This is a genomic window from Polymorphobacter sp. (assembly GCF_051860865.1).
GTDB lineage: Bacteria > Pseudomonadota > Alphaproteobacteria > Sphingomonadales > Sphingomonadaceae > Sandarakinorhabdus.
Map to the genome: position 1 here is coordinate 1 of NZ_JBIMKZ010000012.1, position 18884 is coordinate 18884.

Here is an 18884-nt window from a genome sequence, read left to right on the forward strand (position 1 = left end):
CGATGCCGTGCTGCTGGCACTGCCCTGGGACTGCGGGGCAGTGGAGACGATGGCGCTGTTCGACGACGCCTTCTACCTCGTGTTCCATCCCGGCGACATGATCGATCCCCCGCCGATCGTCGCGCCTTCGGCGATCGACGATACCCATCTGCTGCTGCTGGAGGACGGGCATTGTCTGAAGGACCAGGCGCTGGCGGCGTGCGGCCGACCGGAGCTGCGCGCCGATCCCGGCCATCGCGGCACCTCGCTGGTGACGCTGGTGCAGATGGTGGCAGGGCGGCTGGGGCAGACGTTGGTGCCGAAGATGGCGCTCGATGCCGACATCATCAGGGGCAGCGGGCTGATCTCGCGGCCGCTGGTCGGCGGCGCCTCGCGGACCGTGGCGCTGGCCTGGCGCGCCGGCAGCCCGCGCGGCGAGGAGTTCCGGCTGCTCGGTGCGGCGCTTTCCGAATTCTCCCGACTTGAGGGATTGGCCGCCGACTGAGGCTTTCATGCCCGGCGATCGCTGGCTATGACGGGCCAAAGGGGAGTGTGATGAAGGCCGTTGTCTGTGTTGAGCATGGCCCGCCCGAGCAGCTGGTGGTGCAGGACATTCCGATGCCCGAGCCCGGCCCCGGCCACGTGCGGGTGCGTGTGCATGCCGCCGGCGTCAATTTCCCGGACACGCTGATCATCCGCAACCTCTACCAGTTCAAGCCGGCGCTGCCGTTCACCGTCGGCGCCGAGGCGGCCGGCATCGTCGATGCATTGGGCGAGGGCACCGGCGGCCTCACCATCGGGGACCGGGTGGTGGTGATGACCGGCCATGGCTGCTTCGCCGAGCATCTGGTCGCCGACCGCACCCATATGGTGCCGATCCCGGCCGACATGCCGATGGACATCGCCGCCGGCTTCACCATGACCTATGGCACGTCGCTGCATGCGCTGAAGCAGCGCGCGCGGCTGATGCCGGGCGAGACGCTGTTGGTGCTCGGCGCTGCCGGCGGAGTCGGGCTGACGGCGGTAGAGCTGGGCAAGCTGATGGGCGCGCGTGTCATCGCTGCGGCTTCATCGGACGAGAAGCTGGCGCTCGCGCGCGCCATGGGAGCCGACGAGACGATCAACTACGCCAGCGAGGATTTTAAAGCGCGGATCAAGATGCTGACCGATGGCCGCGGCGTCGATGTCGTCTATGATCCGGTGGGCGACCGCTATGCCGAGCCGGCGTTTCGCGGCATCGGCTGGGGCGGTCGCTATCTGGTCGTCGGCTTCGCAGGCGGCATGATCCCGTCGCTGCCGCTCAACCTGCCGCTGATCAAGGGCGCGAGCATCGTTGGGGTGTTCTGGGGCGCCTTCACCCAGGCCGAGCCCGAGGCGCACGCCGCCAACATGGCCGAGCTGATGGCGTGGTTCCGCGCCGGCAAGCTGAAGCCGCATGTCTCCAACCGATTTGCCCTGGAGGATGGCCCCGCCGCCATCCGCTGGATGATGGACCGCAAGGCGATGGGCAAGGTCATCCTGACCATCGCCGACAACTGAGGAAAGACCGGATCATGGCCCTGCGTGACACCTACCCGCTCTATGTCGCCAACAAGGCGGAGCAGCCGAATACCGATCTCGAGGTGACCGACAAGTTCACCGGCGAGGTCGCCACCCGCGTGGCGCTGGCCGACGCCGCCACCATCGACCGCGGCATTGCCGCCGCCGTGGCGGCCGCCGAGCCGATGGCGCGGATGGCCGCCTATGAGCGCCAGGCAGTGCTGGCGCATTGCGTGACCCGCTTCACCGAGCGCGCCGACGAGCTGGCGCAGGCGCTGTGCATCGAGGCTGGCAAGCCGATCCGCGATTCACGCGGCGAGGTGGGACGTCTGATCGACACGTTCCGGATTGCCGCCGAGGAAAGCGTGCGGATGACCGGCGAGGTCCAGCCGCTCGATATCAGCGCCCGGGCCAAGGGCTATCAGGGGATGTGGAAGCGCGTGCCGATCGGCCCGTGCAGCTTCGTCTCGCCGTTCAACTTTCCGTTGAACCTTGCCGCTCACAAGATCGCCCCGGCGCTAGCCGTGGGCTGCCCGTTCGTGATGAAGCCGGCGAGCCGGACGCCGTTGGGCGCCATCATCATCGGCGAGGTGCTGGCCGAGACCGACCTGCCGCCGGGTGCCTTCTCGATACTGCCGGCGCACCGCAGCGGCGCCGACCTGTTCACCACCGACGACCGGCTGAAGCTCTTGTCCTTCACCGGCTCGCCCGATGTCGGCTGGGACCTCAAGGCCCGCGCCGGCAAGAAGAAGGTGGTGCTGGAGCTCGGCGGCAACGCGGCCGTGGTGATCATGCCCGACGCCGATCTCGATGATGCGGTCGAGCGCACGGTGTTCGGGGCCTTTTACCAGTCCGGCCAGTCGTGCATCGGTGTGCAGCGTATCCTCGTCCATGACGATATCTACGAGGCCTTCCGCGACAGGCTGGTGGCGAAGACGCGGACGCTGATTGCCGGCAACCCCGCCGACGAGGACACCTTCATCGGACCGATGATCGACGAGAAGGAGGCCGCCCGGCTCAGCATGTGGATCGCGGAAGCCGAATCACAGGGCGCGAAGATCCTCTGCGGCGGCAATCGCGAGGGCGCCATGCTCGAGGCGACGCTGCTCGAGGGGGTGCCGCGCCATGCCCATCTCAACACTGACGAGGCCTTTGGCCCGGTCGCCTGCCTGAGCCGGTTCAGCGATTTCGATGCGGCGCTGGAGACGGTCAATGATTCGAAGTTCGGGCTCCAGGCCGGCATTTTTACGCGCGACCTGTTCCAGATGCTCAAGGCCTGGGACCGGCTCGACGTCGGCGGCATCGTCATCAACGACGTGCCGAGCTACCGTGTCGACAACATGCCTTATGGTGGTGTGAAGGATTCGGGTCTTGGCCGCGAAGGCGTGCGCTTTGCGATGGAGGACATGACCGAGATCCGCAACCTCGTCATCCGCCGGCGCCCGCAGGACCTTTGACGTCCGGTTCCAGCCCTCCGGACCCGCGGCCGCTCATCCTGACTGCCGGGTTCGACGACGCGGCGCAGGCCCGGCTGGAGGGCTGGCGGCGGGCGCATTACCCTGCCGCGCGCAACCAGGTGCCGGCGCATCTCAGCCTGTTTCGCCAGCTGCCGGGCCGGGAGCTGGCGGAGGTTTCCCGGCGCCTCGCGCGGCTGACGGCCGAGACGCCGCCGCTGCCGGCGCGCTTCGCCGGGTTCGAGCGCAGCGAGGGCGGCATCGTGCTACGCGTCGAGGCGCCGGCGCTGTTGAGCTTGCGCGACGGACTGGCCGAGGATCTGCACGGGCTGCTGGCCTTTGCCGATGGTAACAGCGGCCGGTTGCAGGTGACGATCCAGAACAAGGTCGATGCCGCCACCGCCCGCGCCAGCCTTGCCATGCTGGCCGGCGAGCCGCTGCCGCAGGCACCGCGATTCGTTCGGCTGCGGCTTTGGCGGTACCTCGACGGGCCGTGGGAGGCGCTCGGCGATTATCCCTTGCGGGGGCGCTGGCGCGGCTGATGACGTTGCGCTATCAGGGCGCATGATCCGTGCCCCGATGCGTCCGTTCGTCCTTGTCCTGGCTGCCGCACTGGCACTGGGCGCCTGCTCCTCGAACAAGGGCAAGAAGGACCAGGCCTATGTCGCCCGGGACGTCGAGACCCTTTACAATGTCGCCAAGGACACGCTGAACAAGCGCCAGTACAAGGTCGCCGCCGCGCAGTTCGACGAGGTCGAGCGCCAGCATCCCTATTCGGTCTGGGCCCGGCGCGCCCAGCTTATGAGCGCCTTTTCTTATTATGTGTCGGGCAGCTACAATGACGCGATCGGCTCGGCGCAGCGCTTCCTGTCTCTGCACCCGGGCTCGCGCGAGGCGCCCTATGCTTATTACATGATCGCGGTCAGCTATTATGAGCAGATCAGCGGCGTCGAGCGTGACCAGAAGATCACCCAGCAGGCGCTCGATGCGCTGGGCGAGGTCATCCGCCGTTACCCCAATACCGATTATGCCGCCGATGCGCGGCTGAAGGTCGATCTGGCGCGCGACCATCTGGCCGGCAAGGAGATGGAGATCGGCCGTTTCTATCAGATCCGCGGCCTGCATCTGGCGGCGACGCTGCGCTTCCGCAACGTCGTCGATCAATATGACACGACCAGCCACACGCCCGAGGCGCTGCACCGGCTGGTGGAGAGCTATCTGCTGCTCGGCCTGCCCGAGGAAGCGAAGAAGGCCGCCGCCGTGCTCGGCAGCAACTATCCGGGTTCGAAATGGTATGAGCGCAGCTTTGCCTTGATGACGAAGCACGGGTCCGGCCGCTAATGGTCGCCACATTGGTGTCGGCCGGGCTGTGCGGCTTGATATTCTTCTGGCTGTCGATGCGCGTTGTAAGGGTTCGGCTGTCGTCCAAGGTATCGCTCGGTGATGGCGGCGATTCGGTGCTGCTTGGCCGTATCCGCGCACATGCCAATTTTGCCGAATATGTGCCGTTCCTGCTGGTGCTGCTGCTGGCCATCGAGCTGTCATTGAAGGCGACGCCGAACACCTTGTGGCTGGCAGCGCTGGCGCTTCCGGTGGTGCGGCTTGCCCATGCCATCGGCATGGACCGCCCGGCCCCGAACAATTACCGCGCCGCCGGTGCGCTGGGCACCTGGGTGCTGATCGCGGTGCTGTCGGTATGGGCGCTGGTGCTTGCGGCGCGCTTTGCCGGCTAGGACGCAAAAAAGCGCAGGCCGATACTGGCCATGCCGCAGCGGCACTGCTAACAGGCTGCGTCCGCACCCGTAGCTCAGCTGGATAGAGCGCTGCCCTCCGAAGGCAGAGGCCACAGGTTCGAATCCTGTCGGGTGCACCAGAAATCGAGCGCTTTTAGTCGGCTGTCGCCGTCATTGCCGTGACACCGTCGCAGCGGGTGGCGGTGAGCTGCGCACCGTCTTGCGCGAGGTGGATCGGCTGGTCGGCGAACATCGGCGCCAGGGCGCGAAAGGCGAATTTGTCGACCGCGCCGGTTTTCGCCGCGAGACCCGCCAACCGCGCGGCGACCAGTGGCCCCTGAACGACAAGGGCCGGATAGCCTTCCGACTGTTGCGCATAGTTCAGGTCGTAATGGATGCGGTGGCTGTTGAACGTCGCCGCCGAAAAGCGGAACAGCTCGACAGGGCCGGGCCGCCAGACCTCGCCGGGCAATGGGGTGGTGGCCGGGGCGGGCAGGGGCGCCGGCGCCTCGGCCTCGCGGTAGACATAGGTCTGGCGTTCCACGACCCGGACCGTGACGGCCTGCTCCAGCCGGCGCTCGACCTCGACGAAGACCAGCGGCCCGCTGCGGCCCGCTTTCATGCGGATGTCGATGATCGTGGCGATCATTTCTGCCGGCTCGCCGAGCCGCAACGGCGCCGGGAACAGCATTTCGGCGGCGGCGAACATCCGGCGCGGCAGGCTGATCGCCGGCAGGAAGCCGCCGCGTGCCGGATGGCCGTCCGGGCCGAGGCCGGTGTCATCGGCCATCGGCAGGAAAAAGGCCCAATGGGCGAGCGGCGGCGGGGAGGCCATGACATCGGCGTCGGCTGCGCCGCCGGTCGCCAGTGCGTAGCGGCGCAGGCTTTCCAGCTCGAGCCGCTGCTGGTGCACCTCGCGGCGGCCGATGGCGCCTCGCCAGTGTGCGAGATCGTTTTCGAGGCGCGCGGTATCGTCGGGGCTCATGGCCGAGGGTCCATTTCATCTGGGGCGGGCAGGGCAAAGCCCGGTTCCAGCGCTGATCGGTTGCCGAACAAAATCATGCGAGCAGGTGCGTCCTGCTGACGCTGTGAGAAGCTGCACCATGATGGAAGCGAGGGCAAATCGACGGGACGCCGTGGGCGGCACAGCGCGCCTCGTCGGCGGCCTGCGCGTGATCGAGGCCGGCAGCGGGCCGCCGCTGGTCCTGCTGCATGGTGGCGGCTCGGGCGCCGAGGTTTTCCGGTCGCTGATCGACCGCTTGGCCGACCAGGCCCAATGCATCGCGCCCGATCTTCGCGGGTTCGGCGGCAGCCGCGGACAGGACATCGCGCCCGACCATGCGCAATGGGCGCTCGACGTGGTCGCCCTGCTCGATGCCCTGGGCATCGGCCGTGCGGCGCTGCTCGGCTGGTCGATGGGGGCCGTGGTGGCGATCAACGCCGCCAGCCGGTGGCCTGGCCGGGTATCGCGGCTGTTCCTGCTCGGCGCGCCCGATCCTGCCCGTCAACCCGACCTGGCGGGAATGCTGGCCGCGAATGACTGCTGGCTCGGGCTCGATGACGAGGCGCGGGTGTTGGCGGATCGCGAGGCTGTCATGGCCGGCCTTGGCGAGCCGGCGCGCGACGACGCCGGGCTGGTCGACGAGCTCGTGGCGGCGCGCGCCGCGACGCCGGCCGAGGCGCGCTGCGATCTGTTGCGCGCCATGGCCGTGGGCCGGCCCGACCTTCGGCAAGCCTTGCCGGCGATCACCTGCCCTGTGCACCTGCTGGTGGGCGATAGGGATACGATCAGCCCCGAACTGTCGGCGCGGGCCATCGCGGCGCTGGTGTCCGGTGCCAGTGTCGACATCCTGCCGGGCTGTGGTCATTATCCGGCGAACGAGAAGCCCGAGGCGGTGGCCTCGATCATCCAGCGATATCTCGGGGGCAGTGAACGCGCATGACGAGCCAGGTACAGCCAGTCGCAGCGCCGGCCCGCGAGGCGGTCTATCCGCCGACGTCATTGTGCCTCGGCTATGCCGTGGGCACGGCCGGCGTCGCCATCCTGCTCAACACCATCGCCGTCTATTTTCCGGCGCTGATGTCGACGGTGCTCGGCATCTCGCCGGCCGTCGCGGCAACGATGATCATGTTCTCCAAATTCTATGATGCCTTTGCCAATGTGGTGACCGGCGCGCTCAGCGACCGGACAAAATCCCGGCTCGGGCGCCGTCGGCCGTTCCTGCTGGCCGGTGGACTTGTGTCCTCGCTGTCGCTGTTGATGATCTTCGTGGCGCCGCCGCTCTCCGGTACCACGCTCATTGTCTATATGGCGGTGGCGCTGGTGCTCTATTCGACCGGCTATTCGCTGTTCAACGTGCCCTATCTGGCGATGCCGGCGGAGATAACCCGGGGCACCAAGGAACGGCTGCGGCTGATTTCGTTCCGCACCGCCTTTGTCGGCGTTGGCCAGCTGACCGCGCTGGCGCTGAGCGCCTGGCTGATCGACCGTGGTGGCGGTGGCAATGACGGCTACCGGCTGATGGGCGTGGTGATGGCCTCGCTGGCGCTGGTGACGATGGTCGGCTCCTTCCTCGGCACGGCCAGCGCGCGGGTCGAGCAGCATACGGGCGCGGCGCAGAAGTTCAGCAAGGCAGACGTCAGGAGTCTCCTCGCCAATCGCCCGCTGCGGCTGCTGCTGGGCGCCAAGCTGGCGCAATACTGCTCGTTCGGCATCCTCAGCCCGGTGACCTTGTTCTTCATGCTCAACGTGATGAGCGTCGGCTATACCGGCATGATCCACCAGTCGGTGGTGCAGAACTCCATGGTGTTCCTGTCCCAGCCGGTGTGGACGCGGATCGGCACAAGGTTCGGCAAGCGCAATGCCTATCTGCTGGCGCAGGCGATCATGATTCCGGCGGTGGTCAGCTGGTGGTGGGCGGACGCGACCACCGGGCTGGACGGCATCTGGTGGCGCGCGGCAATGTTCGGCTTCGCGTCGGGCGGCGCGCTGCTGATGAGCACCTCGATGCTGCCGGACACGATCGAATATGACCGGTTGACCACCGGCATCGAGCGCGGCGGCGTGTTTGCCAGCCTCTATTCGGTCAACGAGAAGCTCGGCTTCGCGGTGGGGGCGGCCGTGCTCGGCATGGGACTGAGCTTCGGCGGCTATGTGGCGACCACTGGCGGCAAGATCATCGCCCAGTCGGCGGAGACGGTGACCGCCATTTACCTGATCAAGTGCGTGGTGCCGGCGGCGTTCCTGCTGATCGGCGTGCTGCTTCTGCTGCGCTACCGGCTGGACGATGCGACGCTGGCACGGCTGCGCGCCGAAAAGCAGGCGCAGGCCTGAGCATGGGCGCGCTGCAGGGCCTGACCGTGGTGTCGCTGGAGCAGGCGGTGGCGGCGCCGCTGTGCACGGCGCGGCTGGCCGATGCCGGCGCCCGGGTCATCAAGATCGAGCGGCCGCAGGGCGATTTCGCCCGCGACTATGACCATTTCGTCCATGGCGAGAGCGCCTATTTCGTCTGGCTCAATCGCGGCAAGCAATCGCTGGTCGCCGATCTCAAGCAGGCGGATGACCTGGCGCTGGTTGAGCGGATGATCGCCGGCGCCGATGTCTTCGTGCAGAACCTTGCGCCCGGCGCGGTGGCCCGGCTGGGTCTCGATCCGGCGACGCTCCGCGCCCGCCATCCCCGGCTGATCACCTGCTCGATAAGCGGCTATGGCGAGTCCGGCCCGTACCGCGAGATGAAGGCCTATGACCTGCTGATCCAGTGCGAGGCCGGCCTCGCCTCGATCACCGGCACGCCCGAGGCGCCGGGCCGCGTCGGCGTGTCGGCCGCCGACATTGCCTGCGGGATGAACGCCCATGCCGCCATCCTGGAGGCGCTGCTCGGCCGCGAGCGGAGCGGGCAGGGGGCCGAAATCAGCGTGTCGCTGTTCGATTCGATCGCCGACTGGATGGCGGTGCCGCTGCTCCATGCCGAACATGGGCATCCGCCGGCGCGGGTCGGCATCAGCCATGCGTCGATCGCCCCCTATGGCGCCTTTGCCACCGGCGACGGCGAGCAGACGGTGATCGCCGTGCAGAATGAGCGCGAATGGCAGCGGTTCTGCGCGGTGGTGCTGGAGCGGCCGGCGCTGGCCGCGGATCCGCGCTTCGCCAGCAATGCCGCACGCACGCAGCACCGCGTGGCACTGGCGGCGGAAATCGATGCCGTGTTCGCGGCGCTCGATGGCGCTGGCGTTGCCGCCCGGCTGGGCGCCGCCGATATCGCCTTCGGCCGGCTCAACACGGTCATCGGCCTGTCCGCCCATCCCCAGCTGCGCCGGATCGAGGTGATGACGCCGAGCGGGCCGGTGGCGCTGCCGGCCCCGGCTGCGCTGGTCGATGGCGCTGCCCCGGCGCCCGGCCCGGTGCCGGCGCTGGGCGCACATGATGTGGCGCTGCGCGCCGAATTCTCGGCCCGTTGATCAGGGGCTTTATGGAAAGGACTATCCGATGACACGCACCTATCGCGGCACCATCAGCTATGGCCATGATGTCGATGGCCTCACCGGCCGCGAGCATTTCTATGTGACCGTCCACGACGATGGCTCGCGCACGCTGCGGTGCATCTGCGAGATGGACAAGGTGCCGCTGGTCCGCGACGTCGTCTACAGCGTCAACGAGCGGTTCGAGGCGCTGGACGGTTTTGTCCGGCTGAGCGCCGAAGGGGCGTTCATCGGCTCCGGCTGGTTCCGCTTTACCGACAGCCTGGCCGAGGGCGAGATGATCACCGCCAAGGAGGGGCGCGTCAGCCAGCGCATCGAGACACCGGGCCGGGTCAGGCTGATGGGCGCGCACCCGATCAGCATCGACATCTGGAAGTGTGCGCATGTCGAGGCAGCGCGGCAGGGCGAGGTGCAGACGCTGTCCAACTGCTTTTCGACCTCACTGGTGCCGAACGGTGCCTCGGGCCCGATCCTCGTTACCAAGACCTATGACATCACCTATCAGGGCCACGAGACGATCGAGGTGCCGGCCGGGCGCTTCGATTGCGAGCGGTTCAGCTGGAATACCTATACCGGCCGCACGCTGGTGATGCACAGCATGCCCGGCGACTGGCTGCCGGTCAGCGTGCACGTGCCCGAGACCGGCCGCCGCTACCAGTTGACCGACTTCGAGCGGCTCGACTGACGCTTAGAAGGATCGCGGCATGCCGAGCACATGCTCGGCGACATAGGAGAGGATCAGGTTGGTGCTGATCGGCGCCACCTGATAGAGCCGCGTCTCGCGGAACTTGCGCTCCACATCATATTCGCAGGCGAAGCCGAAGCCGCCGAAGGTCTGGATGCAGGCGTTTGCGGCTTCCCATGAGGCCTTGGCGGCGAGATACTTGGCCATGTTGGCCTCGGCCCCGCACGGCTGATGGGCATCGAACAGTTCGCAGGCGCGGAAGCGCATCAGGTCGGCGGCGCGCACCTCGACATAGGATTCGGCGATCGGAAACTGCACGCCCTGGTTCTGGCCGATCGGCCGGCCGAAGACGATCCGCTCGCCGGCATAGGCGCTGGCGCGGTCGACGAACCAATAGCCGTCGCCGATGCATTCGGCGGCGATCAGCGTGCGTTCGGCGTTCAGCCCGTCGAGGATGTAGCGGAAGCCCTGGCCCTCCTCGCCGATCAGATTCTCGACCGGGATCTCGAGGTCTTCGAAGAACAGCTCGTTGGTCTCATGGTTGACCATGTTGGGGATCGGGCGGACGGTCATGCCGCCAGCCATCGCCGCCTGCACATCGACGATGAAGATCGACAGGCCATGGGACTTCTTGGCCACCTGGTCGAGCGGGGTGGTGCGGGCGAGCAGGATCATCAGGTCGCTGTGCTGCACCCGGCTGATCCAGACCTTCTGGCCATTGACGACATAACGGTCGCCGCGCCGCACGGCGGTGGTCTTGAGCTGGGTGGTGTCGGTGCCGGTCGTCGGCTCGGTGACGGCCATCGACTGGAGCCGCATCTCGCCCGCCGCGATGGCGGGGAGATAGCGCTGTTTCTGCACGTCCGAGCCATGGCGCAGCAGCGTGCCCATATTGTACATCTGGCCGTGGCAGGCCCCGGCATTGCCGCCGGCGCGGTTGATCTCCTCCATGATCACCGAGGCCTCGGCGAGGCCCAGCCCCGATCCGCCATATTCGGTGGGGATCAGCGCGGCCAGCCAGCCGTTGCGGGTCAGCGCCTCGACAAAGGCCTCCGGATAGCCGCGCGCTTCGTCGATGCCGCGGAAATAGCTGTCCGGGAAATCCCGGCACAGCGCCCTTATGGCGTCGCGCAGTTCGCGGTGCGGGTCGTGCGGGTCGAGCGCGGGCATGGGAGCGGTCCTCGGCATGGCTGTTGGGCTTGCCGATGTCCTAGGCGGTGGCCGGTGCCGGGCCAATGCCGGCCCCGGCTTTGGTCGGATCCCGAAGAGAGGTGCGCCGGTGCTGGCAAGCCGGGCCGGCGCTGCTAGGTTGACGAGCCGAGGGGGAGAGATAACCGGATGTCCGCTGCCAGACCCGTGACGATGCGCCGCCTGCTGGCCGCTGCCGGCGTGGCAGTGCTGCTGTTCCTGGCCTGGTCGCTGGCGACCCTGCCGCGCGGGCTGGTGTTCCATGCTGACCCCGACCGGGCGCTCAGCGGTACCGGCGCGGTGATGCTGCCGGTGACGGGTGCCGGCGACGACTGGCCGGCAACGGGCCGGGACATGGGCGGCAGCCAATGGTCGCCGCTGGCCGCGATCAATGCCGGCAATGTCGGCCGGCTGCGCCAGGCCTGGGTCCATCATTCCGGCGACGTCCGCCAGGGCGGCACCTATGCCGGGTCGCGGCTGGAGGCGATCCCGCTCGTCGTCGGCGAGACCTTGTTCTACTGCACGCCGTTCGACCGCGTCTTCGCCCTCGATGCCGCGACCGGCAAGCCGCGCTGGCAGTTCGACCCCTACGGCGGTAGCGCCCAGCGCGCGGCGCTGTTTCCCGGCCCGATGAAGCCCATCCATTGTCGCGGTGTCGCTTATTGGCAGGACCGGCAGGCCGCAGCCGGTGCGGCCTGCGCCAGCCGCATCTACAGGGCGGCCGGGGACCGGGCGGTCATCGCGCTCGATGCTGCCACCGGTCGGCCCTGCGAGGATTTCGGCGCGCCCGCCGGCCATCCCGGCTATGTCAGCCATGCGGACTTCGATCCGCTTGGCGAAATGCCGGTGTCGGCGACCTCGCCGCCGCTGGTCGTCGATGATGTTCTGGTGGCGGCGGCCGGCGCCTATGATGCGCCGGTGGATGCCGCCAATGGCATCATCCGCGGCTTCGATGCTCGTACCGGCGCCCTGCGCTGGGCCTGGGACCCGATCCCAGCCGCCCAAGCCCGTGATACGGGCGCCGCCAATGTCTGGACCCTGCTGTCCGCCGATCCGGCGCGGCGGCTGGTGTTCCTGGCCACCTCCAGCCCGTCGCCGGACTTCTACGGCGCGACGAGGCGGTTCGAGGTTCCCTATGCCAATGCCGTTGTCGCGCTCTCCATCGATACCGGCAAGCCGGTCTGGCATTACCAGATCATCCGGCACGACGTGTTCGACTATGACCTGCCGGCGCATCCGATGCTGGTCACCATCCGCAAGGACGGCCGGCTGCGCGATGTGGTGATCCAACCGACCAAGTCCGGCATGGTATTCGTGCTCGATCGCGATACCGGCCAACCGGTGTTTCCGGTGAAGGACTATCCGGCGCCGGCGTCGCGGGTGCCGGGTGAGCGGACGGCAGCGACCCAGCCGGTGCCGGTGCTGCCGGTGCCGCTCGGCCGCACGCGGCTGGCCCGCGAGGACATGTTCGGCCTCACCCCGCTTGACCGCGCCTGGTGCCGCAACCGCTTCGACCGCCTGCGCTACGAGGGGCTGTTCACCCCGCCCGACCCGCAGGAATCGCTGATCTTCCCGGCGACCATGGGCGGCGCCAACTGGGGCGGCGCGGCCTATGATCCGGCCACCAATTTGCTGGTCATCAAGTCCGAGAATCTCGCCTCGACCATGGCAATCAACAAGCGCACGCCGGCGTTCGACAATCTGCCCAAGGGCTTCATGAACCGGGTGCTGACCGGCACCGATCTCGTCGTCACCGGCGATGTCATGCTGTCGCCGCTCGGCATCCCTTGCGCGCCGCCGCCCTGGGGGACGATCATGGCTATCGACATGTCGAGCGGCCGGCTGGTCTGGCGTGTGCCGCTGGGACAGGCGCGGCGCTTCGGCATCACCGTGCCGGCGATGCTCAACTGGGGCTCGCCGAGCGTCGGCGGGCCGATCGTCACCGGCGGCGGGCTGGTGTTCATCGGTGCGTCCATGGACGGTCGCTTCCGCGCCCTCGATGTCCGCACCGGCCGCGAGCTGTGGCAGAGCCAGCTGCCGGCGCCGGGGATGGCGGTGCCGGTCACCTATGCGGCCGGCGGCCGGCAATATGTGGCGATTGCCGCCGGCGGCAACGCCTTTGCCGGCACCAGCCTTTCCGACGCGCTGGTCGCCTATGCCCTTGATGACGCGCCGGCACGCTAGCGCGATGGCTGATCGGTATCCGATCACTTCCCGGCCCGCGCTTCGGATGCGCCGCGGGCGCGGGCATGAAAGCGCGGTGGAGCCGATCGATACCCCAGCCTGCCGCGGAGGCCCGCCATGCGCCCGATGATGCGAACCCTGGCCGAGCAGGTCGATCCGCGCCACACCGCGCTGCTGGTCATCGACATGCAGAATGATTTCCTCACGCCCGGCTTCGGCGCCGAGCGGGCGGGGCGCGATCTCGGCCCGGCACGCCATGTCATCCCCGCCATCGCCCGACTGCTGGCGGGGGCACGCGGTGCCGGCGTCGCTGTCGCCCATGTCGGCTTCTGGACGCTGCCGGACCATGGCAGCGATTCCGACACCTGGCTGTGGAAGCGCGAGACCGCCACCGTGTCCTCGCCGCACCTGTGCATCGCCGACACGCCGGGCGCCGCCTTCATCGATGAGCTCGCCCCGGCGTCGGGGGAATGGCAGGTGCGCAAGCATCGCTACAGCGCCTTCACCGCCACTAACTTGGACCTGCTGCTCCGAGCGCGGGATATTCGCACGCTGGTCATCACCGGCGTCTCCACCAATGCCTGTGTGGAGACGACGTTTCGCGCCGGCTTCGAGCTTGGCTATGCGGTGGTGGTGCCGCCCGATGGCTGCGCATCCTGGAACGCCGCCCTCCACGAGGCGTCGCTGGAAAATGTCCGCCACCGCTTCGGGGTGACCCCGAACGTCGACGAAATACTCAGCCATTGGACCCAATGATGTCGGAACAGACCCAATTTACCGCCGCAATCGTCGACTTCATCACCGGCATGGACGGACAGACGCCGCAGGGCGAGCATCTGCGGCTGGCCCGGCGCTGCCTGATGGACGGGCTGGCGGTGGCGCTGGGCGGCAGCGAACAACCGGGCATGGCGCCGCTGGCCCGCTATATCGCCAGCATCGGCGGAGCCGGGCAGGGGCGGCCGCTCGGCGCCGGCGATGTCCGCTTGCCGGCGCATCTGGCTGCGCTGTGGACGGGCACCGCCGGCCATGCCATGGACTGGGACGATACCCAGCTCGCCGAAGGCCCGGGCCGCCCCTATGGCCTGCTGATGCACCCGACCATGCCGCCGCTGGCCGCCTGCCTGTCGCTCCTTGACCTGGCGGCGGCGGAAGGCGGCGCCCCGGTCAGCGGCGCGCGCTTCCTCACCGCCTTTGCCACCGGCTTCGAGGTTGGCTGCAAGGTCGCCGAGGCGATCAACCCCGATCATTACATGCGCGGCTTCCACACCAGCGGCACCATCGGCGCCTTTGCCGCCACGGCCGCCGCCGCCCGGCTGCTCGGACTCGATGCGGACGCCACGGCGCGCGCCATCGGCATCGCCGCCTCCTGCGCGGCCGGCATCCGCGCCAATTTCGGCACCATGACCAAGCCGTTCCACGTCGGCCGCGCCGCCGAGAATGGCGTCACCGCGGCGCTGTTGGCCCGCGAGGGATTCAGCGCCAACACCGAGGCGCTGGACGGCAAATGGGGCTATCTGACCATTGCCGGGCCGGGCGGCGAGCCGGAGCTGGTGGCGCACCGGCTGGGCCAGCCGTTCACGATGGTCAGCCCGGGGGTCAGCATCAAGCCCTATCCCTCGGGCGTTCTCACCCATCCCAGCATGGACGCGCTGCGCTTTCTGATGCGGGATGAGGGGCTGGCGGCGGAGGATGTGGCGGCGGTGACGCTCCATGCCGGCTCGAACGTGCTCGGGCCGATCCGCTTCCGGATCGCCCGCACCGAGCTGGAGGGGAAATTTTCTTTCGCCTTCCTGCTGTCGGCGATCATTCTGCGCGGCCGCTGCGGGCGCCAGGAGTTCACCGATTCGTTCGTGGCGTCGCCCGAATGCCAGGACATGCAGGCGCGCGTCGAGACGGCTTTCGATCCCGCCATCGAGGCGATGGGCTGGGACCGTATTCGTTCGCGGATCGAGCTGCGGACGCATGATGGCCGCCAGTTCACCCGTTGGGCCGACGAGGCCTATCGCGGCGGCCCTGACAATCCGCTGAGCGACCGTGAGGTCGAGGAGAAATTCACCGACAATGCCGCCGGGCTGCTCGATCCGGCCCGCCAGCAGGCGCTGTTCGACCTTGTCTGGTCGATCGACACCGCGCCCGATGCGGCGGCGCTGCTCGATGCCCTGCACTGGGGCGCATTCGCGCACCACGGCGCATGAACCTCGGGCTGTCCGGACGCACCGCCCTGGTGTTCGGCGCCAGCCGGGGCATCGGCGCCGCCGCCGCCCGGGCGCTGGCCGGCGAGGGCGTGGTGCTGGGGCTGGCGGCGCGCAGCGAGTCCGGCCTGGCCGCAGCACAGGCCGCGCATCCCGATGCGCTGGCGCTGGCCGCCGACCTTACTCGCGCCGGCGATGCCGAGGCGGCGGTGGCCGCGATGCTCGCCCGCCACGGCCGGATCGACCTGGCGGTGATCAGCGCCGGCGCCGCGCAGGGCGGTGCCTTCGCCAGTCTAGACGATGCGGTCTGGGAAGAGGCGCTGGCGCTGAAGTTCATGGGCATGGTCCGTGCCGTTCGCGCGGTGCTGCCGGCGATGACGGTGGCCGGGTTCGGGCGCATCCTGGTCATCGTCGGCAACAATGGCCGCCAGCCGAGCCCGGCAATGCTGCCCGGCTCGGCCGCCAATGCCGCCTGTCTGGCGGTCATCCGTGGCCTCGCCGATGCGGTGGCAGCTGACGGTATCCGTATCAATGCGCTCAACCCCGGCCCCACCCGCACCGATCGCTGGGCCGGGCTGGTGGCGCGGATGGCCGCTGCCAGCGGCGCGCCGGCGGCCGAGGTCGAGGCCGGGCTGCTCGCCGCCCAGCCGCTCGGGCGCATTGCCGAGGCTGACGAGATCGGCCGGCTCGCGGCGATGATGCTCTCCGATGCCGCCGACATGCTGGTCGGCACCTCGCTGACGCCCGATGGCGGCGCCACCAAGGGGATTGGCTGATGGCCAGCAATCCCCGCGTGCCGTTCCGGCTGGCGTCCGACCGCCGCCCGCTCGCGCCGCCGCCGGGGGGGCGGCTGATCGTCCATCTCGTCGTCAACATCGAGAATTGGCGCTTCGACCACCCGATGCCGCGCAAGCTGCTGCCGGCCCCGCACGGCGCCGAAGCCGTGCCCGACGTGCCCAATTTCAGCTGGGCCGAATATGGGATGCGTTGCGGCATGCCCCGGCTGCTGGAGACGCTGGGCCGGCGCGGCCTGCAGGTTACCTGCGCCTTCAACGCCGGGGTGATCGAGAGCTATCCCGATCTGGCGCTGGCAGTCCGCGAGGCGGGCTGGGAGTTCATGGGTCATGGCCTGCACCAGCGGGCGCTGACGGCCGAAGCGAGCGAAGCCGATGCCATCGCCGAGGCGCTGTCGCGGATCGCCGACTTCACCGGCCGGCCAGTGCAGGGGTGGCTCGGGCCGGGGCTGCGCCAGACCGTGGACACACTCGACCTGCTCGCCGGCCATGGCCTGCGCTATTGCTGCGACTGGGTGCTCGATGACCTGCCGGTGTGGATGAAGACCCGCCATGGCCCGATGATCGGCCTGCCCTATTCGCTGGAGATCAACGACAGTGTCATCTACGCCGTGGAGAAGCACCGGTCGGCGGAGATGCACGACCGGCTGGTGTCGACGCTCGAAACCTTCGCGTCCGAGCTGGCGCAGGGCCCCCGCATTGTCACGCTGGGCCTTCACCCGCACCTGATTGCCGTGCCGCACCGCTTCATCTGGTTCGAGCGGATGCTCGACCTGCTGTGCGCGCGGCCCGATACCCTGTTCATGACCGGCAGCCAGATCGCCGACTGGTTCGAGGCCGCCAGCGACCCGGCCGAACGCGCCGCAGCCAGCTGAAGGAGAATCCGATGAGCAACCAGATGACCGGCGGCGAAGCGATGGTCGAGGTGCTGCGGGGCCTCGGCCTGCGCACCGTGTTCAGCCTTGCCGGCGCCGCCCATGCGCCGTTCCTGCGCGATCTCGAGGCGGCGCGCTTCCACATCGTTTCCAGCCGCAATGAGAACGCCACGGTGGCCGCCGCCGATGGCTTCGCCCGTGTCTCCGGCCTGCCCGGCATCGCCATGATCGCCGGCCACCAGGGGCTGCCCAATGCGCTCGGCGGCATCCGCACCGCGCAGCTGGCCTGCTCGCCGGTCGTGCTCCTCGCCTCGGTTGCCGAGGGCACCACCGAGGCGATGGACGAGGAGACCAATGACGGCCTCGATATCGTCAAGCCCTTTGTCAAATGGGCAAAGACCGTCACCGACGTCAACCGCATCGAGGAATATCTGAACGCCGCCATCCACCGCGCCCGCAGCGGCCGGCCGGGCGTCGCCGTGCTCGGCATCCCGACGCGGCTGCAGGCCCAGCCGCTGCGCGAGGGCAGCCGCGTCGCCAGCGCCAAGCGGCTGCCGGCGCCGCCGCAGCCCGATGCCGATGCCATCGCCGCGCTCGCCGACGCGGTCGGCAAGGCCCGGCGGCCGCTGCTGCTGGTTGGTAGCGGCGCGGCGCTGGCCGGGGCTGGCCCGGCGCTGCGGGCCCTGGCCACGGACTTTGGCCTGCCGGTATTCAGCCATGCGCTCGGGCGCGGCCTGGTGCCGGAGGATGGCGCGCATGCCTGGCCCTGGGCGCTGGCGCAGGTCGCCGCCAAGCACGCCGATCTGGTCATCGCCATCGGCATCCGCTTCCAGCAGCGTATCGGCTTCGGCCTGGCGCCGCGCTTCGCCGACGACGCGATCTTTGCGCAGATCGATATCGACGCCGGCGAGATCGGCCGCACCCGCGGCATCGAGATTCCGATCCAGGCCGATGCCCGCACCGGCGCCGAGGCGCTGCACGCGGCGCTGTCGGCCCGTCGCCAGCCGGCCTTTACCCGGGACTGGATCGGCGAGGCGCTGGCCCCCCGGCTGGCGCTGGTCGACACGCTCGGCCATGATGAGGCGGCCCCGATTCATCCGTTGCGCATCGGCCGTACGCTGATGGCGAAGATGCCGGCCAACACCATTTTCGTGGCCGATGGCGCCGACGTCTACAATTGGATGTCTGCCGTCATCCGCATCCGCGCCGACCGGTCGTTCATGGACCATTATCCGCTCGGCTCGATGGGCATCGGCACGCCGCTGGCGCTCGGCGCCGCCGCCGCCGCCCGGCAGATCGCCGAGGACAGCGGCACCGATCCGCGGCCGGTCGTGCTGGTCACCGGTGATGGCTCGTTCGGCTTCTATCCGGCCGAGTTCAATTCAGCGGCGCTGGCCGGGCTGACGATAGTCTGTTTGATCTCGAACGACGGCAACTGGGGCACCGAGCGCAACGCCTTGCTCACCCAGCTCGGCACCACGGTCAATTGCGTGCTCGGCCAGTGCGACTATCACCTCGTCGCCCAGGGCTTCGGCGTCACCGGCGAGCGCATCGTCGAGCCCGCTGACCTTGGGCCGGCCATCGACCGCGCCTTTGCCGCGACGAGCAGCACCGTTCTCAATGTCATCACCGACACCGATGCCGGCGAACTGCGCAAGCGCGACAAGCGCCTGCAAATGGTCACCTTCGAGGACCTTCGCCTCAGCCTCGATGTTCATCCGGTCGCCGATCTCGGATAGCAGAAGGGGGGGCGGCACCGCCGGTGCCGCCCCCCCTTGCTGA

At 68.8% G+C, this 18884-nt stretch carries 18 protein-coding genes and 1 tRNA gene; 17 read left to right on the forward strand and 2 right to left on the reverse strand.

Annotated features, from left to right (window positions below):
• The 7 genes from ACTIFJ_RS03690 to ACTIFJ_RS03720 all read left to right on the forward strand — a co-directional run.
• A partial coding sequence (locus ACTIFJ_RS03690) for a LysR substrate-binding domain-containing protein (protein WP_439532737.1) occupies positions 1 to 484 on the forward strand: 484 nt, incomplete at its 5' end.
• Between the two features lie 50 nt (positions 485 to 534).
• On the forward strand, positions 535 to 1518 hold the full coding sequence (locus ACTIFJ_RS03695) for an NADPH:quinone oxidoreductase family protein (RefSeq protein ID WP_439532738.1): 984 nt from the start codon (positions 535 to 537) through the stop codon (positions 1516 to 1518).
• Between the two features lie 14 nt (positions 1519 to 1532).
• Entirely contained in the window at positions 1533 to 2975 is a 1443-nt protein-coding gene (locus ACTIFJ_RS03700; protein ID WP_439532739.1) for an aldehyde dehydrogenase family protein, read from the forward strand.
• On the forward strand, positions 2972 to 3514 hold the full coding sequence (locus tag ACTIFJ_RS03705; RefSeq protein WP_439532740.1) for a 2'-5' RNA ligase family protein: 543 nt from the start codon (positions 2972 to 2974) through the stop codon (positions 3512 to 3514). Before ACTIFJ_RS03700 ends, ACTIFJ_RS03705 begins: the two co-directional genes overlap by 4 nt.
• A 22-nt stretch (positions 3515 to 3536) precedes the next feature.
• Positions 3537 to 4313 carry an outer membrane protein assembly factor BamD gene (locus ACTIFJ_RS03710; protein WP_439532741.1) on the forward strand — a complete coding sequence of 259 codons (777 nt, stop codon included), beginning with the start codon at positions 3537 to 3539 and terminating at the stop codon, positions 4311 to 4313.
• A complete protein-coding gene (locus tag ACTIFJ_RS03715; protein ID WP_439532742.1) occupies positions 4313 to 4705 on the forward strand; it encodes an MAPEG family protein in 393 nt (130 codons plus the stop codon). The genes ACTIFJ_RS03710 and ACTIFJ_RS03715 overlap by 1 nt, the downstream gene beginning before the upstream one ends.
• 63 nt (positions 4706 to 4768) lie before the next feature.
• Positions 4769 to 4845 (forward strand) — tRNA-Arg (locus ACTIFJ_RS03720).
• 14 nt (positions 4846 to 4859) lie between these two features.
• On the opposite strand, the gene ACTIFJ_RS03725 is transcribed toward ACTIFJ_RS03720, so the two are convergent.
• Entirely contained in the window at positions 4860 to 5690 is an 831-nt protein-coding gene (locus ACTIFJ_RS03725; protein WP_439532743.1) for a hypothetical protein, read from the reverse strand.
• A 151-nt stretch (positions 5691 to 5841) separates the two neighbouring features.
• Here ACTIFJ_RS03725 and ACTIFJ_RS03730 point away from each other — a divergent pair, with 151 nt between their 5' ends.
• The 4 genes from ACTIFJ_RS03730 to ACTIFJ_RS03745 are packed head-to-tail and all read left to right on the forward strand — an operon-like array spanning position 5842 to position 9869.
• Positions 5842 to 6648: an alpha/beta fold hydrolase gene (locus tag ACTIFJ_RS03730; RefSeq protein ID WP_439532744.1), complete on the forward strand. Its 807-nt coding sequence runs from the start codon at positions 5842 to 5844 to the stop codon at positions 6646 to 6648.
• Complete coding sequence (locus ACTIFJ_RS03735) at positions 6645 to 8039, forward strand: MFS transporter (protein ID WP_439532745.1); 1395 nt, start codon at positions 6645 to 6647, stop codon at positions 8037 to 8039. The genes ACTIFJ_RS03730 and ACTIFJ_RS03735 overlap by 4 nt, the downstream gene beginning before the upstream one ends.
• A 2-nt stretch (positions 8040 to 8041) precedes the next feature.
• Positions 8042 to 9163, forward strand: coding sequence for a CaiB/BaiF CoA transferase family protein (locus ACTIFJ_RS03740; RefSeq protein ID WP_439532746.1), 1122 nt, complete (start codon positions 8042 to 8044; stop codon positions 9161 to 9163).
• 28 nt (positions 9164 to 9191) lie between these two features.
• Positions 9192 to 9869 carry a hypothetical protein gene (locus tag ACTIFJ_RS03745; protein WP_439532747.1) on the forward strand — a complete coding sequence of 226 codons (678 nt, stop codon included), beginning with the start codon at positions 9192 to 9194 and terminating at the stop codon, positions 9867 to 9869.
• 3 nt (positions 9870 to 9872) lie between these two features.
• On the opposite strand, the gene ACTIFJ_RS03750 is transcribed toward ACTIFJ_RS03745, so the two are convergent.
• Positions 9873 to 11039 (reverse strand): acyl-CoA dehydrogenase family protein, encoded by a 1167-nt coding sequence (locus ACTIFJ_RS03750; protein WP_439532748.1) that lies wholly within the window; start codon positions 11037 to 11039, stop codon positions 9873 to 9875.
• A gap of 192 nt (positions 11040 to 11231) precedes the next feature.
• On the opposite strand from ACTIFJ_RS03750, the gene ACTIFJ_RS03755 reads away from it, so the two are divergent.
• From ACTIFJ_RS03755 to ACTIFJ_RS03780, 6 genes are all read left to right on the forward strand, one after another.
• Entirely contained in the window at positions 11232 to 13241 is a 2010-nt protein-coding gene (locus ACTIFJ_RS03755; protein WP_439532778.1) for a pyrroloquinoline quinone-dependent dehydrogenase, read from the forward strand.
• 117 nt (positions 13242 to 13358) lie between these two features.
• Positions 13359 to 13997, forward strand: a complete 639-nt coding sequence (locus tag ACTIFJ_RS03760) for a cysteine hydrolase family protein (protein ID WP_439532749.1) — start codon at positions 13359 to 13361, stop codon at positions 13995 to 13997.
• Positions 13997 to 15436, forward strand: a complete 1440-nt coding sequence (locus tag ACTIFJ_RS03765; RefSeq protein ID WP_439532750.1) for an MmgE/PrpD family protein — start codon at positions 13997 to 13999, stop codon at positions 15434 to 15436. Before ACTIFJ_RS03760 ends, ACTIFJ_RS03765 begins: the two co-directional genes overlap by 1 nt.
• Complete coding sequence (locus ACTIFJ_RS03770) at positions 15433 to 16209, forward strand: SDR family oxidoreductase (protein WP_439532751.1); 777 nt, start codon at positions 15433 to 15435, stop codon at positions 16207 to 16209. Before ACTIFJ_RS03765 ends, ACTIFJ_RS03770 begins: the two co-directional genes overlap by 4 nt.
• Positions 16209 to 17102 carry a polysaccharide deacetylase family protein gene (locus tag ACTIFJ_RS03775; RefSeq protein ID WP_439532752.1) on the forward strand — a complete coding sequence of 298 codons (894 nt, stop codon included), beginning with the start codon at positions 16209 to 16211 and terminating at the stop codon, positions 17100 to 17102. The genes ACTIFJ_RS03770 and ACTIFJ_RS03775 overlap by 1 nt, the downstream gene beginning before the upstream one ends.
• An 11-nt stretch (positions 17103 to 17113) precedes the next feature.
• Entirely contained in the window at positions 17114 to 18841 is a 1728-nt protein-coding gene (locus ACTIFJ_RS03780) for a thiamine pyrophosphate-binding protein (protein ID WP_439532753.1), read from the forward strand.
• Positions 18842 to 18884 lie beyond the last annotated feature (43 nt).

Excerpts from the sequence above, each read along its gene's own strand:
- ACTIFJ_RS03695 (WP_439532738.1), top strand. The coding sequence starts at position 535 with ATGAAGGCCGTTGTCTGTGTTGAGCATGGCCCGCCCGAGCAGCTGGTG.
- ACTIFJ_RS03760 (WP_439532749.1), top strand. The coding sequence starts at position 13,359 with ATGCGCCCGATGATGCGAACCCTGGCCGAGCAGGTCGATCCGCGCCAC.
- ACTIFJ_RS03740 (WP_439532746.1), top strand. The coding sequence starts at position 8,042 with ATGGGCGCGCTGCAGGGCCTGACCGTGGTGTCGCTGGAGCAGGCGGTG.
- ACTIFJ_RS03775 (WP_439532752.1), top strand. The coding sequence starts at position 16,209 with ATGGCCAGCAATCCCCGCGTGCCGTTCCGGCTGGCGTCCGACCGCCGC.
- ACTIFJ_RS03770 (WP_439532751.1), top strand. The coding sequence starts at position 15,433 with ATGAACCTCGGGCTGTCCGGACGCACCGCCCTGGTGTTCGGCGCCAGC.
- ACTIFJ_RS03715 (WP_439532742.1), top strand. The coding sequence starts at position 4,313 with ATGGTCGCCACATTGGTGTCGGCCGGGCTGTGCGGCTTGATATTCTTC.
- ACTIFJ_RS03750 (WP_439532748.1), bottom strand. The coding sequence starts at position 11,039 with ATGCCCGCGCTCGACCCGCACGACCCGCACCGCGAACTGCGCGACGCC.
- ACTIFJ_RS03745 (WP_439532747.1), top strand. The coding sequence starts at position 9,192 with ATGACACGCACCTATCGCGGCACCATCAGCTATGGCCATGATGTCGAT.
- ACTIFJ_RS03735 (WP_439532745.1), top strand. The coding sequence starts at position 6,645 with ATGACGAGCCAGGTACAGCCAGTCGCAGCGCCGGCCCGCGAGGCGGTC.
- ACTIFJ_RS03700 (WP_439532739.1), top strand. The coding sequence starts at position 1,533 with ATGGCCCTGCGTGACACCTACCCGCTCTATGTCGCCAACAAGGCGGAG.
- ACTIFJ_RS03780 (WP_439532753.1), top strand. The coding sequence starts at position 17,114 with ATGAGCAACCAGATGACCGGCGGCGAAGCGATGGTCGAGGTGCTGCGG.
- ACTIFJ_RS03725 (WP_439532743.1), bottom strand. The coding sequence starts at position 5,690 with ATGAGCCCCGACGATACCGCGCGCCTCGAAAACGATCTCGCACACTGG.
- ACTIFJ_RS03755 (WP_439532778.1), top strand. The coding sequence starts at position 11,232 with ATGCGCCGCCTGCTGGCCGCTGCCGGCGTGGCAGTGCTGCTGTTCCTG.
- ACTIFJ_RS03710 (WP_439532741.1), top strand. The coding sequence starts at position 3,537 with ATGATCCGTGCCCCGATGCGTCCGTTCGTCCTTGTCCTGGCTGCCGCA.
- ACTIFJ_RS03765 (WP_439532750.1), top strand. The coding sequence starts at position 13,997 with ATGTCGGAACAGACCCAATTTACCGCCGCAATCGTCGACTTCATCACC.